The organism is Megasphaera sp. UBA4382 (assembly GCF_002391155.1).
Taxonomy (GTDB): Bacteria; Bacillota; Negativicutes; order Veillonellales; family Megasphaeraceae; genus Megasphaera; species Megasphaera hexanoica.
The window spans coordinates 1-14,347 of sequence record NZ_DGRS01000083.1 but is presented as its reverse complement, the minus strand read 5'-3'; the positions used below and the strand labels follow the sequence as shown (position 1 = coordinate 14,347).

Genomic DNA, 14,347 nt, shown 5'->3' with positions numbered 1-14,347 from the left:
CCACGAAACATGCATGTTTCGTGGGGATCGTCTTTTCTTTCACACATTAAAATGCCGGAATAAGGGCACCTTTGTAATGTTCTTCGATATATTTCCTGATGACATCAGAATTATAGATTTCGACGATTTTCTTCAGCGTCGGATTATCTTTGTCATCTTCATGGACGGCGAGGATATTAGCATACGGCGAATCTTTGTCTTCCCGCAGGAGGGCATCCGTTACAGGGTTCAGGCCGGCATCCATTGCATAGTTAGTATTGATAGCGGCAAAGTCAACATCATCGAGAGAACGGGGAATCTGAGCGGCTTCCAGTTCTTTAATCTGGAGATGTTTTGCATTTTCCGTAATATCCTGCGGTGTCGGATATTTTACGCCATCTTTAATCTTGATGAAACCGGCTTTCTGGAGCAGCAGCAGGCCGCGGGCACCGTTGGTCGGGTCGTTTGGAACGGCTACGGTCATGCCGTCTTTTACGTCATCGAGGCTCTTGATTTTGTGAGAGTAGAGGCCGATAGGTGCTACGACGGTCTGGCCGATAGAAACGATTTTCAATCCCTTGTCTTTGACCAGGTTGTCCATATACGGTTTATGCTGGTACGAGTTCATGTCGATTTCCTTATTGGAGAGGGCGACATCGGGAGTTACATAATCAGAGAATTCCATGATTTTAATGGTAATGCCCTGTTTGGCAGCTTCTTTTTTGACCTGTTCCATGATTTCCGCATGGATGCCCGGTGTGACGCCGACGGTGATTTCTTTTTTGTCGGAAGAAGCCGATTTGGAATTGTTGTCACTGCTGCCACAGCCGGCGGCAAAAACGCACAGTGTAGCGAGGGCCGCCAGTGTTACGGCCTTTTTGATGAATGATTTCATGATACAGACACTCCTTTTATTTTTTATTCTTCTTGCGGGATGCAAAGTCGCCGCAAGCCTGAATCAGGTTGACGCCGATGACGAGGATAATGATCGTAGCCAGCATGACATCGGCCTGGAAACGCTGGTAGCCGTAGCGGATGGCGATATCCCCAAGACCGCCGCCACCGATGGCACCGGCCATAGCTGAAGCCCCGATGAGGTTGACGATGAGGACGGTAATATTATTGATGATCGTAGGCAGTGCTTCCGGAAGCAGGACTTTGCGGATAATCTGCAGCGGAGAAGCACCCATGGATTCTGCCGCTTCGACGAGACCGAAGTCGACATCGCGGATGCTCGTTTCTACGAGCCGGCTGAGGAAGGGAATAGCAACGATAGTCAGTGGTACACAGGCTGCCGTCGTGCCGATAGACGTACCGGCAATGAGGCGGGTCAGCGGGATGATGGCGACCATGAGGATGATGAACGGGATGGAACGGATGATATTGACGATAGTTCCGAGAATCTGATTGATTACCCTGTTTTCCAGAATGTGGCCTTTGCTGGTCGTAACCAGGGTGATGCCGAGAGGAATACCGATGATAGCAGCAATGAGAGTAGAAATGGACACCATGAACAGTGTTTCTTCGATACCCTGTATCATTAATTTAATGAGTTCTGGGGACATATCCTAAAACCTCGCTTTCAATAGGTTGCGTCTTAATATACGAATACGCTTCGGTCTGGGCTTTCATATCGCCCATGATGACGACAATCAGATAGCCGAACGGTACATCCTGGATATAGTCGATGTTGCCGTAGAGGACACTGACATCGAGATTGAACTTGCGGGCGACATTGACTACCAGTGGTTCGTTGGTAGCGGCTCCCTTGAAACGGAAGCGGACGAGCATATCCCGGTCCGGCGATGGCTGATTGGTGACGCCCAGTTTTTTGATGCCTTCGGGCAGTTCCATATTGATGACTGATTTGACAAATTCTTTCATCGTTTCTGACTGGGGATTGGTAAAGACGTCGATGACCCGGCCCTGTTCTTTGATGACCCCGCCTTCGATGACAGCCACGCGGTCGCAGATTTCCTTGATGACGGCCATTTCGTGGGTAATGATGACGATGGTGATGCCCAGGCGTTTGTTGATGTCTTTTAGCAGTTCCAGGATGGATTTTGTCGTCTGCGGATCCAGTGCCGATGTCGCTTCATCGCACAACAGGATTTTCGGATCGCTGGCCAGGGCGCGGGCGATGCCGACACGCTGTTTCTGGCCACCCGAAAGCTGGGACGGATAATTGAACTGACGGTCTGTCAGGCCGACCAGTTCGAGCAGGGAATCGACCTTGCTGCGGATGACTTCTTTGGAAGCGCCAGCCAGTTCCAGCGGAAAAGCGATATTGTCAAAAACGGTACGGGACGACAGCAGATTGAAATGCTGAAAAATCATGCCGATGTTTTTGCGTTCGGCCCGCAGCTGGCTGTCGGACATGGCCGTCAGTTCCTTATCGTCGATGATGACTTTGCCCGTCGTCGGTTTTTCCAGCATATTGATGCAGCGGACGAGCGTCGATTTGCCGGCACCACTTTTCCCGATGATGCCGAAAATTTCGCCGTCATGGATAGTCAGTGAGATGCCTTTCAGGGCCTGGACGTGCGTTTTGCCGCCGTAGGTCTTGGTAATGTTTTCAAAGGTAATCACAAGATCAACTCCTTAATGGATACACCTGGAGGTGCTGATAGCATAAAAAAGCCGTCAACAGATGCTGACGGTACGTATACAATCATTTCATCTGCCGGATAGAAATCCGTTGGACTTGGCACCTTCCCGCTATGGGGGGTTGCCGCAGCGTCATAGGGCCATTCCCTCGGCTGCTCTGGATGAATAGGTTATGTAATTGCTGAGTTGTATACTAACACTAATAGGAATCCTTGTCAATGTTATTTGTGTAAAAAATTGAATGCCGTTCGAAAAAAATATTTCATCGTCAAGCAGGAATTTACCTTTTTATATCGAATACTTAATATATGAGGAGCAGGATATCCGGATTTTAAGCATGGATGGTCCGGAACGAAGTTTCTCACGAAAGGAAGGGATTTGTATGGCAACAATCGTAAGAGGCAAGAATTTAGAAATTACACCGGCATTAAAGGACTATGTACTGAAACATGAAAAGAAAGTAACGAAGTACTTTGAAAATGAAGTCAATGTCCAGGCTCTTCTTTCCGTCGAAAAAGATCGTAAAATTGCTGAAATCACCTTGAAAGTAGATGGTGTCGTTCTTCGTGGCGTCGAAGCCAATGACGATATGTACGCCGCCATCGATCTGGTTTACGACAAAATGGTACGCCAGATCCACAAATATAAAACGAAGCTGGCACGCCGTATGAAAGGCGGCTCCTTCCATGAAGGACTCGTCGAAGGACCGGCTGCACCGGAAGAAAACTTTGAAATTGCCCGGGTCAAGAAATTTGCAGCCCGTCCTATGGACGTAGAAGAAGCTATCCTGCAGATGAATCTCGTTGGCCACGATTTCTTCGTTTTCCTCAATTCGGAAACGGAAGCCATCAACGTCGTATACAAACGGAAACATGGTAAATATGGCCTGATTGAACCGGAATACTAAGCTGAATCATACAGGGGCTGTGGTATCGCAGAAAAAGGGTACCACAGCCCTTGTTTTTTTTTTTGCCTTTCAATCCCGTATTTACATAGATATCGCAATGTGTTCTAATATAAGGATGTTACCTTAACTTTGCATAAGATTTTTTCATGTCAGATAACTTGTATTATGTGCCGATTTTTTGTATGATAAGAGTTAGCTTCAGAAATTTTTAAAAAAATGTTAAATTTTAATATTTTGTTACTATTGCGCCCTCCCGATGCTTATGTAATCGACATATGTCATCGGGGGGTAAATTTGTATATCCAGGAAGAGACCGAGGCGATGACATTGAACATAAAATATCCCGCATGGCTGATGAGCACGGCCTGCCTGTTCCTGACGGTGACATCGGGAGTACAGGCAGCTCCATCCGTCACCGTCAATGTACCGGTAGACAGCGTCTACTATTCCTATATTGATAAGCTGAGTGCCATGGGGTATTTGAAAACCATGCCCAATGGGGCCCGACCGTATAGCCGTCTGCAGCTGGCCCGCTGGGTAAGAGAAGCACAGGAAACGGCAAAGAAGCGTCCCATGCCGTCCTATCTGGCCGATGAAACAGAAGCCATGGCCCAATACGTCGCACCTGAACTAGCGGTACTCGATGGAAATAAGCTTCAGGACCCGGTACGACTCCGTGACGTATCCCTTCAGGCCGGCGTTTTGCACGGCAACGAACAAACATATCGCTATGGACAGGGGATGAGTGCAGGCTGGCAGCCCTTTTCCCACCAGCAGAATGGGTATACCTATGGCCGCGATGGAAACGGCATCCTTTCAGCGGAAATTTCCGGGAATATTGATCAGAACCTCGCGTTGTCCATCCGACCCCGTGTCAGCTACGACCGGGATAACAAAGGCAGTGTCACCCTGGAAGAAGGCTATATCAAGCAGAAGATGGGTATATGGAATCTGGAAATTGGCCGGGAAGCCTTTCGCTGGGGACAGGGAGAAACGGGCAATCTGGCACTGGGGAACAATATGCGCCCTCTGACGACGGTGCAGCTTCACTACAATGAACCCCGTAAAACCGGGGGATTTTTCCGTTTCCTGGGAGAACGGGATTTCCACATATTTTACGGTCAGCTCGAAGGCAGCCGCGCCGATAAAGCCGCTGCAGCAGGCCGTACCGATTACGACCATGCCGGCATCCTGGGAATCCGTACCGATTTTTCCCCGGCTTCGTACTTTACCTTCGGTCTGGCCCGGATTTCCGTACTGGGTGGGGAACATAACGGCCTGGACTGGCCCGACTGGAAACATTGGACCTATGGCCGCAATGATGACAACAGCGACGACCGCTGGAATGATATCGCCGGCGGTGATTTTCGTCTCCGTCTGCCAAAGATGACCCTCTATGGAGAACTCTATGGCGAAGACCAGTCTCATTATCTGCCTGCTGATATAGCGTGGCGTGCTGGTCTCTACCTGCCGGCGCTGACCCGGGATGGCTCCTGGGATATGACCCTGGAAATGGCCCATACGACAGACAGCTGGTACAGTCACCAACATTTCCAGAATGGCTGGACCTACCACGATGCCATCATGGGCGACGATATGGGACGAAATGCCCGTAAATACTATGCGGCCGTCCGCCATTATCTGCCCAAAGAAAGCCGTATCGGTCTCTATGCTATGCGCATCGAACGGGACCGGGATACAATGCATTCTCAGTCGGTCAATGAATGGGGCCTCACGGGGCAGAAAAAGCTCCGTGACCATATGTATCTCCAAGGAACGGCCGGCTATGCATCGGTCAGCCAGCCTGGCGGCCATAGCGATCACGACGCCTTCGCCTTAGTGAGCCTGCAGTGGCAGTACCAGTGAGGAGTATAGAAAATGATTGACATACATTCTCATATTATCCCTGCCATTGACGATGGTTCCAGGGACCTGGATATGACCCTTTCCATGCTTCATATGTCTGCCGTATCGGGCGTGACCGATATCATCGCCACGCCTCATGTCAACCGGGGCGGGCACGTCCCATCATGGCAGGAAATAGAGGAGAAAACGGCCCAGGTGGCAGAAGCGGCTAAAAGGGCGCATCTGCCTATCCATATCTATAGCGGTGCCGAAATCGAGCTCAATGGAGATGTCCTGCGTTTCCTCAAAGAAGGCAGCTGGGACTACTGCCTGGCCGGCAGTCCCTATATTCTGCTGGAACTGACCGATCAGTCCCAGCCGGATATGGCAGAGCGTCTGATCTATGAATTACAGCTCCGCGGTTTTCAGCCGGTCCTGGCTCATGTGGAACGGTATGAACAACTGATGAACCACCCTGATGTCCTTATTTCCTGGGCAAAAAAAGGAATCCTGCTGCAATGCAATATAGGAAGCTTTACAGGATATTTTGGACATCATTTACAGCAGCATGTCGAGAATCTATATCGGAATCACATGGTGCATTTCCTCGGCAGTGACGGCCATCGCACAGAATTCCGTACGACCGATATGAGGGAAGGGCATGATGCCCTGCGGAACCTGCAGCAGAAGCAGCACAACAAGCAGGATTTATGGCTGGAAACAACACAAAATGCTTCCCGTATATTGAACCATCGTGTCCTATATCCGGATGTGCCGGATTACTGGCAGGTAAAGAAAAAAGGCCTGTGGCAGCGATTATTTGGCTCATGACAGATGAGATTGAACCACTAGTATACATATAGAAATTATAGGAATTATAGGATGTGAATATGATGAAGAAGACATTTCTCACCACCGCTCTAATGGCCATGCTCGTGACCGGGACGGCCTGCGCGCAGGACTATCTCATGCGGCCAGGCGATGAACTCAATATCGTAGTAACCCAGCAACAGGACCTGGGGAATACACAGACCAATCAGACGCCGTTCGTCGTCCGGCCGGACGGCAATGTATCCTTTCCTCTCGTAGGAGAAATCCATGCCGAAGGCATGACCGTTTCTCAGTTTACCCAGATACTGCAGCAGGGACTGTCCCGATACATCGTCGATCCGGACGTATCGGTGAATTTGACGAAATTGGGACGCATGCGGGTCTACGTTTTTGGCGAAGTGAAAAAGCCCGGTGCGGTGGAACTGGAAAAATCCCATACTGTCATGGATGCTATCGGGGCGGCCCAGGGATTTACCCGCGATACGGCCAAGAAAAAGATTTTCCTCATCCATCAGGATCAGCCCAAATCGCTGATTCCCATTAATCTGAACAATATGCTCAAGACCGGCGATATGTCGCAGAACTATGTCATGCGCGAAGGCGATATCCTCTATCTGACCAAGAACCACCGCATCGACTTTGCCCGCGATATTGCGCCTATCTTCAGCAGTATTTATATGATTACCGAAGCAAAAGATAACATGGATAACTGATTTCTATCCCAGGAGTTGAACAGAGTGGAAGAAATAACGATTGATTTAAAAGACCTTTTTGAAACCATATGGCAGGAAAAAAAGAAAGTCGCTGCCGTGACAGCGGTCTGCATGGCTCTGGGCGGTCTCTATCTGGTCGTAGCGCCGCCGGTGTACCAGTCTACATCACTGCTGCGCATCAAGCAGGACCAGGGCCTTGCTGATTCGATCATGTCCAAGGTCACGGGCGGCAATACGGCCAACGATAAACAGCGCATGATGACCGACGCAGAAATCCTCAAGAGCCGCAACGTCGTCCTGCCCGTCATTGAACAGACGGAAGAACGGAACAGCAGCGGCGAACTGCCGACGTACGAAGCCTATGTCAAGAGCCATATTATTACCAAACCTTATAAGGACACGGAAATACTGGAAGTCGATGTGACCGGTAAGACACCGGAGCAGGCACAGAAAGCAAACGAACTGTTAGTACAGGGATTTATGAACCGCCTGACGGAACTGTCCCACGATGAACAGCGGCGGACCCGGGAATTTCTCGAACAGCGTCTGGGGACATCCAAGGGAGAGCTGAATGATGCCGAAAACAAGCTGCAGCAGTATCAGTCGGCCAATAAGATGTATTCCACAGATGATCAGATGAAACAGCTGACGGAAAAACTGAACATCGTCGATAAAGCCAAAGCCGAAAACCAGCTTAATCTGGAAACAGCCCAGGCTGGCTTGAATAGTGTCAATGAACAGCTGAGTTCTGCTGGCGTATCCATTGCCGACAGCCCGGCCATCCAGCAGTATAAGACACAGCTGGCACAGCTGGAAGCGACGAAAGCCGGTTATGTCGGCAAATACACGGACGAACACCCGAAGATGCAGGAAATCAATAACCAGATTGCTACGACCAAAGCCAGCCTCGATACGGAAATAGGGAATATCGTCTCCCAGCAGGCCCCGTCCAGCAATGCCGTACAGCAGGGGCTGCTGGCAGATAAATTCAAGAACGAAGCGGCCATCGCCGTGGCACAGAGCAAAAAGACAGCCCTCGACCAGATGGATGCCCAGAATAATGCCATCATATCCAGCCTCCCTAAGAAAGAACAGGGATTCGTCAGGGTCAAACGGGATGCCAATGTGGCCAACGAAATCTACGTCATGCTGGCCAAACGGCTGGAAGAAGCCAAAGTAGCCGAAGTCATGGTCCCGAATGAAGTACAGGTCGTCGATGCAGCGACACTGCCGGAAAAACCAATTAAACCCCGCAAGTTGCTTACCATGGCCATTGCCACAATCCTGGGCCTGCTTCTCGGTATGGGTGGCGTTGTGGCACAATCCCTGCTGTACCGCAAGATCCGCACGGCAGAAGATGTGGAAAAAGAACTGGGACTTCCCGTACTGGGAATGGTGCCCGATGCAGACAATATGCGTTATGAACATCAAAGCGAAAGTTTCTGGAGAAAATGGAGGGATAAACTATGGCGGAAATAGATTTTATTACACAATATGACAGCCGGTCCCCTATATCCGAAGCCTATCGCTCTATCCGGACGAACCTGCAGTTTTCCGGGGCAGGTCAGGACTTGAAAGCCGTGGCCTTTACATCGGCCCTGCCTAATGAAGGAAAATCGACGACCGTGGCAAACCTGGCAATCGTCATGGGACAGGATAATAAAAAAGTCCTTCTCATCGACTGCGATCTGAGAAAGCCCGTACTGCACCGACGGTTCGAACTACCCAATAAAGGACTGACCAACTGCTTTGCCGAAAACATACCCCTTCATCAGGTCATCCAGAAAAACATCTTTCCAAATCTCGATATCGTGACCAGCGGCCCCATACCGCCAAACCCGGCAGAACTCCTGGGATCTTCCCGCATGATGGACCTGCTGGAAGAAGTCGATGAAGACTATGATTACATCTTCCTCGACATGCCTCCCGTCCTGGTCGTCACCGACGCCGCCATCATGGGCAGCAAAGTAGATGGAGTCGTCCTCGTCCTGGCCAGCGGAGAAGTCAGCCCCGAAGAAGCCCGGCAGGCTAAATCCCTCCTGGAAAAAGGCAAAGCCAACATCCTGGGCGTTGTCCTGAACAAAATGCCCTACACCCACAGACACAGCCACTACTACTATTACTACTACGACCAAGACCATGTAAAACACAAACACCATAAGTAAAGGAATGAGTTTGAAGTGGGAAGGGAGAGCCGGTTCGTCGTATAGTCAAATTTATCACAACTAAACCTAACAATCATGGTGTAGCGACGGCTGACGTAAAAAGTCAGACGCCGCTGCACGCAAACCACAGAAAGGAATGAGACCATGAGCACACGAGCATACCCAACATCACGGAAACTGATAGACCCGTTGGGCGACATAGCCATCATATCACTGACCTACATCGTCCTGGCCCTGATACTTGTCAATCGTCAATCTCTCGTAACTCACATTGTTTTATATTCAGGCATGTTGCCCCTGGCAGTCGTCCTGTCTATCGGGCTGTTCATCATATACGGCCTATATACACTGCAGTATAAACGCTTCAGCGAAATCATCATCAGCCTGTTTGTCAGCCTTATAGCTGTATTTTTCATCATCATGGCCATTTCCTTCCTGTTCAATTACAGCTATTACTCCCGCATACTCCTCATTTCCAGCACAGTTGTACAATTTATCCTGCTTATTTGTCCTTTTTGTTTTAACAATTTTGTGAGATATTGCAACAAATTACAATGGGTGGAAGATAGTTTTAAATTTTGTAATTACAAAATCTGCAAGCAAAATTGAGATGAAAGTTTTTAAGTACTATGCCACTTTGTTACGCATATTTCAAATTTAAATAAAGTACTTTAGTTCATTTCTGTAATATTAGATGAAGAATATCAAAAGATGACTTAAAAATACAAATTGGCATAAATAATATTAAGGTGGTTTTTTTAATATGAAAATCCTTGTAGTATGTCAACATTATTATCCAGAGAATTTTCAGATAACTGATATATGTGAAGAGTTGGTTAGACATGGAAACCAAGTTACTGTACTTACTGGAATACCTAATTACCCTCAGGGAGAATTCTTTAAAGGATATGATACACATCATCATCGTAATGAAATTAAAAATGGTGTTGAAATTATTAGGGCAAGAGAAATCCCTCGGCACAAGGGGCTTCTTCATCTAGCAATTAATTATATTAGTTTTTGCTTTTTTGCATCATTAAAAGCATTAACTATAAAACGTGATTTCGATGTAATTTATGCATATCAATTATCTCCGATTTTAATGGTAATTCCAGCAATTATATTAAAATATCTTTCAGGGAAAAGACTATTTCTTTATTGTTGTGACTTATGGCCTGAATCTTGTGAATCTTTTATCAGTAATAAGTCTTTTTTTTATAAGGTAATCAAGTTTTTTAGCACATGGATTTATCGTCAGAGTGATGTTATTGGTGTTGAAAGTGAAGATTTTTTAGATTATTTTGTTACTCGACACCAAATTGATGAAAAACGATTATTATATATACCTCAGTTTGCCGATTCTTCGTATTTGAATCAACAGTTTGATGAGCCACATGAAAATATAAATTTTGTTTTTCTCGGTAATGTTGGAAAACCACAAAATCTACAGCATTTCGTGAAGGCCTTTTCTAAAGTCCGCACACAGACTAAGTTTTTAGTGCATATTGTTGGGACGGGAAGCTTTATAAATGAGTTAAAAGAAATGGTCATAGAATATAAATTGGAGTCAAAGTTTATTTTTCATGGCCGTCATCCTGTAGAAGAAATGGGTAAATTTTATTCTATTGCAGATGCATGCATTATGGGATTAACTGGAAAAAGTATCATTGGACATACAATCCCGAATAAATTGCAAGGATATATGGCTGCCGGAAAAACTGTTATTGCTGCAATTGATGGTGCAGCTAATAATATTATACAAACATCCAATTGTGGAATTGCGGTTTCAGCTGATGATATAAACGCTTTATCTCAAGGCATTCAGGATTTTTTGGATCATCCTGAAAAATATAAAAATTGCGGAGAAAATGGACGACGTTATTTTAAGAAACATTTTTATAAAGACCAGCATATTAAATCAGTAGAATCGGTTATAGAAATATTAAATAGAAAGGAAGCAGATAAATGGATTCCATATTTAAAAATCGAACATTGATGATAACAGGTGGTACAGGTTCTTTTGGACATGCTGTATTAAAGCATTTTTTAAAAACAGATATACGTGAAATCCGCATCTTTTCCCGAGATGAAAAAAAACAAGACGACATGCGTCATGAGCTTCAGGCTCAATATCCGGAATATGCAAAAAAAGTAAAGTTTTACATCGGCGATGTACGGAATATCCGGTCTATACAAGACGCCATACCCGGTGTCGATTATATCTTTCATGCTGCCGCATTAAAACAGGTCCCTTCCTGTGAATTCTTTCCTATGGAAGCGGTACGGACTAATATAATAGGTACGGACAATGTTCTTCATGCGGCAATTGATGCTGGCGTTAAACGGGTTGTCTGCCTTTCTACCGATAAAGCTGCCTATCCTATTAATGCCATGGGAATATCAAAAGCTATGATGGAACATGTCATTTATGCTAATGCCAGAGTAGCGGCTGAAAGAGGTGGCACTACGATTTGCTGTACCCGGTATGGGAATGTCATGTGTTCCAGGGGCTCTGTCATCCCGCTTTTTATTGAACAGATAAAAAATGGACATCCCATTACGATAACTAATCCGGACATGACAAGATTCCTTATGAATCTGGATGAAGCTGTTGATTTAGTTCAATTTGCTTTTCAACATGCAAATCCAGGAGATTTGTTCATTCAAAAAGCCGATGCCAGCACGATTAGAGATTTAGGAAAAGCTGTACAGCAGCTTTTCGGGAATACAGGTACCCATATCATTGGGACACGTCATGGTGAAAAATTGTATGAAACACTTATGACTCGGGAAGAACGATTACGGGCTGAAGATATGGGCAATTATTTCCGGGTAGTTGCCGATAACCGGGATTTGAACTATGATAAGTTTGTTGTCAAAGGTGAAGTACATACTATGGCGGATGAAGCCTATACCAGCCATAATACTCAGAGATTGGATGTAGAGGGAACAGTTAAGAAACTTCTGACTACGGATTATGTACAGGAAGAATTAGAGAACCGGGAACACAAAGTAAGTCTGTAAGAGAGAAGGAAAAGTCATGAAAGAAAAGTTGTTATTAGTGGGTGCTGGCGGCCTGGGGCGAGTCGTATCGGAACATACCAGAAAAATATATGATTGTGCCTTTCTGGATGATGGTAAACCTTGCGGATCGGAGGTTTGCGGAATTCCTGTTATTGGAGCCGTCAATGCATTGGAAAAGCTGTATCCGGAATATGATCAACTTGTCGTAACCATTGGTAATAATCCGTTGCGGGAACAGATTTATCAGAAAGCGTCTCAGATTGGCTATACTTTTCCCAATATCATCCTTTCTACGGTATACGTAAGTCCTTACGCACAGATTGGGCAAGGTTGTATTTTCCTTAATAATGCTGTCATTCAGAATGGAACAAAAGTGGGAAATGGAGTTATTTTAAATCCGGGTGTTGAAATCCATCACGACAGTAACGTCGGAGATTATGCATTGATTTATACTAATACAGTAGTACGATCGCTGGCAGTCGTAGGAAGACGGGCTCATGTTGGAAGTACACTCACTGTCAGCAATGAAGTAAAAGTACCCGATGATGCTGTTGTAGAAAATGGACATACTCTTTTATGACATCAAGCGGGATGAAGGGATAAAAGGCTTATGAAGATTCTGGTCACTGGGGCTGCCGGATTTGTTGGAAAAAATCTGGTAGAAAATCTGAAAAATATAAAGAATGGGAAGAATCGGACTCATCCTAAAATACATATCGACGAAATCTTTGAGTTTGATCGTTCCAATACGTTGGATGAATTAGATGATTACTGCAGGCAATGTGATTTCGTTTTTAATCTGGCAGGAGTGAACCGGCCGAAAAATAGTGATGAATTTCAAAAAGGAAATTTTGGTTTTGCCTCTATCCTTTTGAATACGTTGAAAAAGAATCACAATACTTGTCCCGTCATGCTTTCTAGTTCCATCCAGGCAACACTGCAAGGACGGTTTGGAACCAGTGAATATGGACTGAGCAAAAAAGCCGGGGAAGAGCTTTTCTTTTCCTATGCTCAGGAAACAGGCGCCATTGTATATGTATATCGTTTTCCTAATTTGGTGGGCAAATGGATTCAGCCGAATTACAATAGTGCTGTTGGAACTTTTTGTTACAATATAGCCCATGATTTGCCAATCCGGGTAGATGATCCCAAGACAGAACTGGAACTGTTATTTATTGATGATCTGTTGGAAGAAATGGCAGCAGCGTTAGAAGGAGATGCTCATCATTGTGATTATCCTGAAAAAGGGACTGTTATAGATGAAAAGGTATATGATGGACTGACTCCTTATTTTACGTCCCATGGGAAGTATTGCGGAGCTACTGTAACGCATCGGGCAACCTTGGGACATATTGTTGATTTGCTTCAATCTTTTCACGACCAGCCTGAAACGTCAATCATGCCGGCGATTCCTGAAGGTTCTTTAGAAAAGAAACTGTTTTCCATGTATCTCTCTTATTTGCCGAAAGAAAAAGTCGCAGTGCCTCTTTCAATGCATTGCGACTCTCGTGGTAGTTTTACGGAATTGATTAAGACTTTAAATTGTGGACAAGTCTCTGTGAATATTAGCAAGCCGGGAATTACGAAGGGAGAACATTGGCATAATTCTAAATGGGAAATTTTTATCGTCGTTTCCGGTCATGGGCTGATTCAGGAACGGAAGATAGGAACCGATGAAATCATAGAATATGAGGTGGATGGATCCAATCTTCAAGCTGTTTATATGTTACCTGGGTATACTCATAATATTATTAATCTGTCACAAACAGAAGATCTGGTTACCGTAATGTGGGCTAATGAAGTGTTCAACCCAGAGCATCCGGATACATTTTCGGAAAAAGTTGAAAAATAGGGGGCACAAAGCGCTATGTTTGAAGATGTTCATTGGCAGGAAAATGGAAAACTGAAGTTACTTATTATCGTAGGAACACGGCCGGAGATTATCCGGCTATCCGCTGTAATCAAGAAATGCCGGACTTATTTTGATACCTTGCTGGCTCATACAGGTCAGAATTATGACTATAATTTGAATGGCGTATTCTTTCATGATTTAGGGCTGGCTGATCCGGAAGTTTATCTGGATGCAGTGGGAGATAATCTGGGCGCTACCATGGGGAATATCATTGCCAAATCGTATGAGCTTATGGCAGCTATCAACCCCGATGCTGTCCTGGTTTTAGGGGATACGAACAGCTGTCTGGCCGTCATTGGTGCGAAAAGGCTGCATATCCCTATTTTTCATATGGAAGCTGGTAACCGCTGCAAGGATGAATGTC

15 protein-coding genes and 1 riboswitch are annotated in these 14,347 nt (G+C 45.8%); of the genes, 12 read left to right on the top strand and 3 right to left on the bottom strand.

Annotation, left to right across the window (positions count from 1 at the left end):
• Window positions 1-46: 46 nt before the first annotated feature.
• The 3 genes from B4H10_RS10480 to B4H10_RS10470 are packed head-to-tail and all read right to left on the bottom strand — an operon-like array spanning window position 47 to window position 2,568.
• Window positions 47-874, bottom strand: coding sequence for a MetQ/NlpA family ABC transporter substrate-binding protein (locus B4H10_RS10480; RefSeq protein WP_059077180.1), 828 nt, complete (start codon window positions 872-874; stop codon window positions 47-49).
• A gap of 16 nt (window positions 875-890) precedes the next feature.
• Entirely contained in the window at window positions 891-1,544 is a 654-nt protein-coding gene (locus B4H10_RS10475; RefSeq protein ID WP_059077181.1) for a methionine ABC transporter permease, read from the bottom strand.
• Window positions 1,525-2,568, bottom strand: coding sequence for a methionine ABC transporter ATP-binding protein (locus B4H10_RS10470; RefSeq protein WP_059077182.1), 1,044 nt, complete (start codon window positions 2,566-2,568; stop codon window positions 1,525-1,527). The genes B4H10_RS10475 and B4H10_RS10470 overlap by 20 nt, the downstream gene beginning before the upstream one ends.
• Window positions 2,569-2,652: 84 nt before the next feature.
• Window positions 2,653-2,754: riboswitch (SAM riboswitch) on the bottom strand.
• A gap of 214 nt (window positions 2,755-2,968) precedes the next feature.
• Between B4H10_RS10470 and hpf the strand changes: the two genes are divergently transcribed.
• The 12 genes from hpf to B4H10_RS10410 all read left to right on the top strand — a co-directional run.
• Complete coding sequence (hpf, locus tag B4H10_RS10465; protein WP_059077183.1) at window positions 2,969-3,493, top strand: ribosome hibernation-promoting factor, HPF/YfiA family; 525 nt, start codon at window positions 2,969-2,971, stop codon at window positions 3,491-3,493.
• A gap of 321 nt (window positions 3,494-3,814) precedes the next feature.
• Window positions 3,815-5,359, top strand: a complete 1,545-nt coding sequence (locus B4H10_RS10460) for a capsule assembly Wzi family protein (protein ID WP_292018804.1) — start codon at window positions 3,815-3,817, stop codon at window positions 5,357-5,359.
• Window positions 5,360-5,371: 12 nt separating this feature from the next.
• Window positions 5,372-6,169, top strand: coding sequence for a tyrosine-protein phosphatase (locus B4H10_RS10455; protein ID WP_292018803.1), 798 nt, complete (start codon window positions 5,372-5,374; stop codon window positions 6,167-6,169).
• A gap of 59 nt (window positions 6,170-6,228) precedes the next feature.
• Complete coding sequence (locus B4H10_RS10450; protein WP_059077186.1) at window positions 6,229-6,882, top strand: polysaccharide biosynthesis/export family protein; 654 nt, start codon at window positions 6,229-6,231, stop codon at window positions 6,880-6,882.
• A gap of 24 nt (window positions 6,883-6,906) precedes the next feature.
• Window positions 6,907-8,361 carry a GumC family protein gene (locus B4H10_RS10445; RefSeq protein ID WP_292018802.1) on the top strand — a complete coding sequence of 485 codons (1,455 nt, stop codon included), beginning with the start codon at window positions 6,907-6,909 and terminating at the stop codon, window positions 8,359-8,361.
• Window positions 8,349-9,047 carry a CpsD/CapB family tyrosine-protein kinase gene (locus B4H10_RS10440; protein ID WP_292018801.1) on the top strand — a complete coding sequence of 233 codons (699 nt, stop codon included), beginning with the start codon at window positions 8,349-8,351 and terminating at the stop codon, window positions 9,045-9,047. The genes B4H10_RS10445 and B4H10_RS10440 overlap by 13 nt, the downstream gene beginning before the upstream one ends.
• Window positions 9,048-9,191: 144 nt before the next feature.
• Window positions 9,192-9,656 carry a hypothetical protein gene (locus B4H10_RS10435; protein WP_292018800.1) on the top strand — a complete coding sequence of 155 codons (465 nt, stop codon included), beginning with the start codon at window positions 9,192-9,194 and terminating at the stop codon, window positions 9,654-9,656.
• Window positions 9,657-9,810: 154 nt separating this feature from the next.
• Entirely contained in the window at window positions 9,811-11,043 is a 1,233-nt protein-coding gene (locus B4H10_RS10430; RefSeq protein WP_170087748.1) for a glycosyltransferase family 4 protein, read from the top strand.
• Window positions 11,013-12,071, top strand: coding sequence for a polysaccharide biosynthesis protein (locus B4H10_RS10425; RefSeq protein WP_292018799.1), 1,059 nt, complete (start codon window positions 11,013-11,015; stop codon window positions 12,069-12,071). Before B4H10_RS10430 ends, B4H10_RS10425 begins: the two co-directional genes overlap by 31 nt.
• A 16-nt stretch (window positions 12,072-12,087) precedes the next feature.
• On the top strand, window positions 12,088-12,651 hold the full coding sequence (locus tag B4H10_RS10420) for a hypothetical protein (RefSeq protein WP_292018798.1): 564 nt from the start codon (window positions 12,088-12,090) through the stop codon (window positions 12,649-12,651).
• A gap of 30 nt (window positions 12,652-12,681) precedes the next feature.
• A complete protein-coding gene (locus tag B4H10_RS10415; protein WP_292018797.1) occupies window positions 12,682-13,923 on the top strand; it encodes an NAD-dependent epimerase/dehydratase family protein in 1,242 nt (413 codons plus the stop codon).
• Window positions 13,924-13,938: 15 nt separating this feature from the next.
• Window positions 13,939-14,347 (top strand): UDP-N-acetylglucosamine 2-epimerase (locus B4H10_RS10410; RefSeq protein WP_292018796.1); only part of this gene is annotated, 409 nt, incomplete at its 3' end.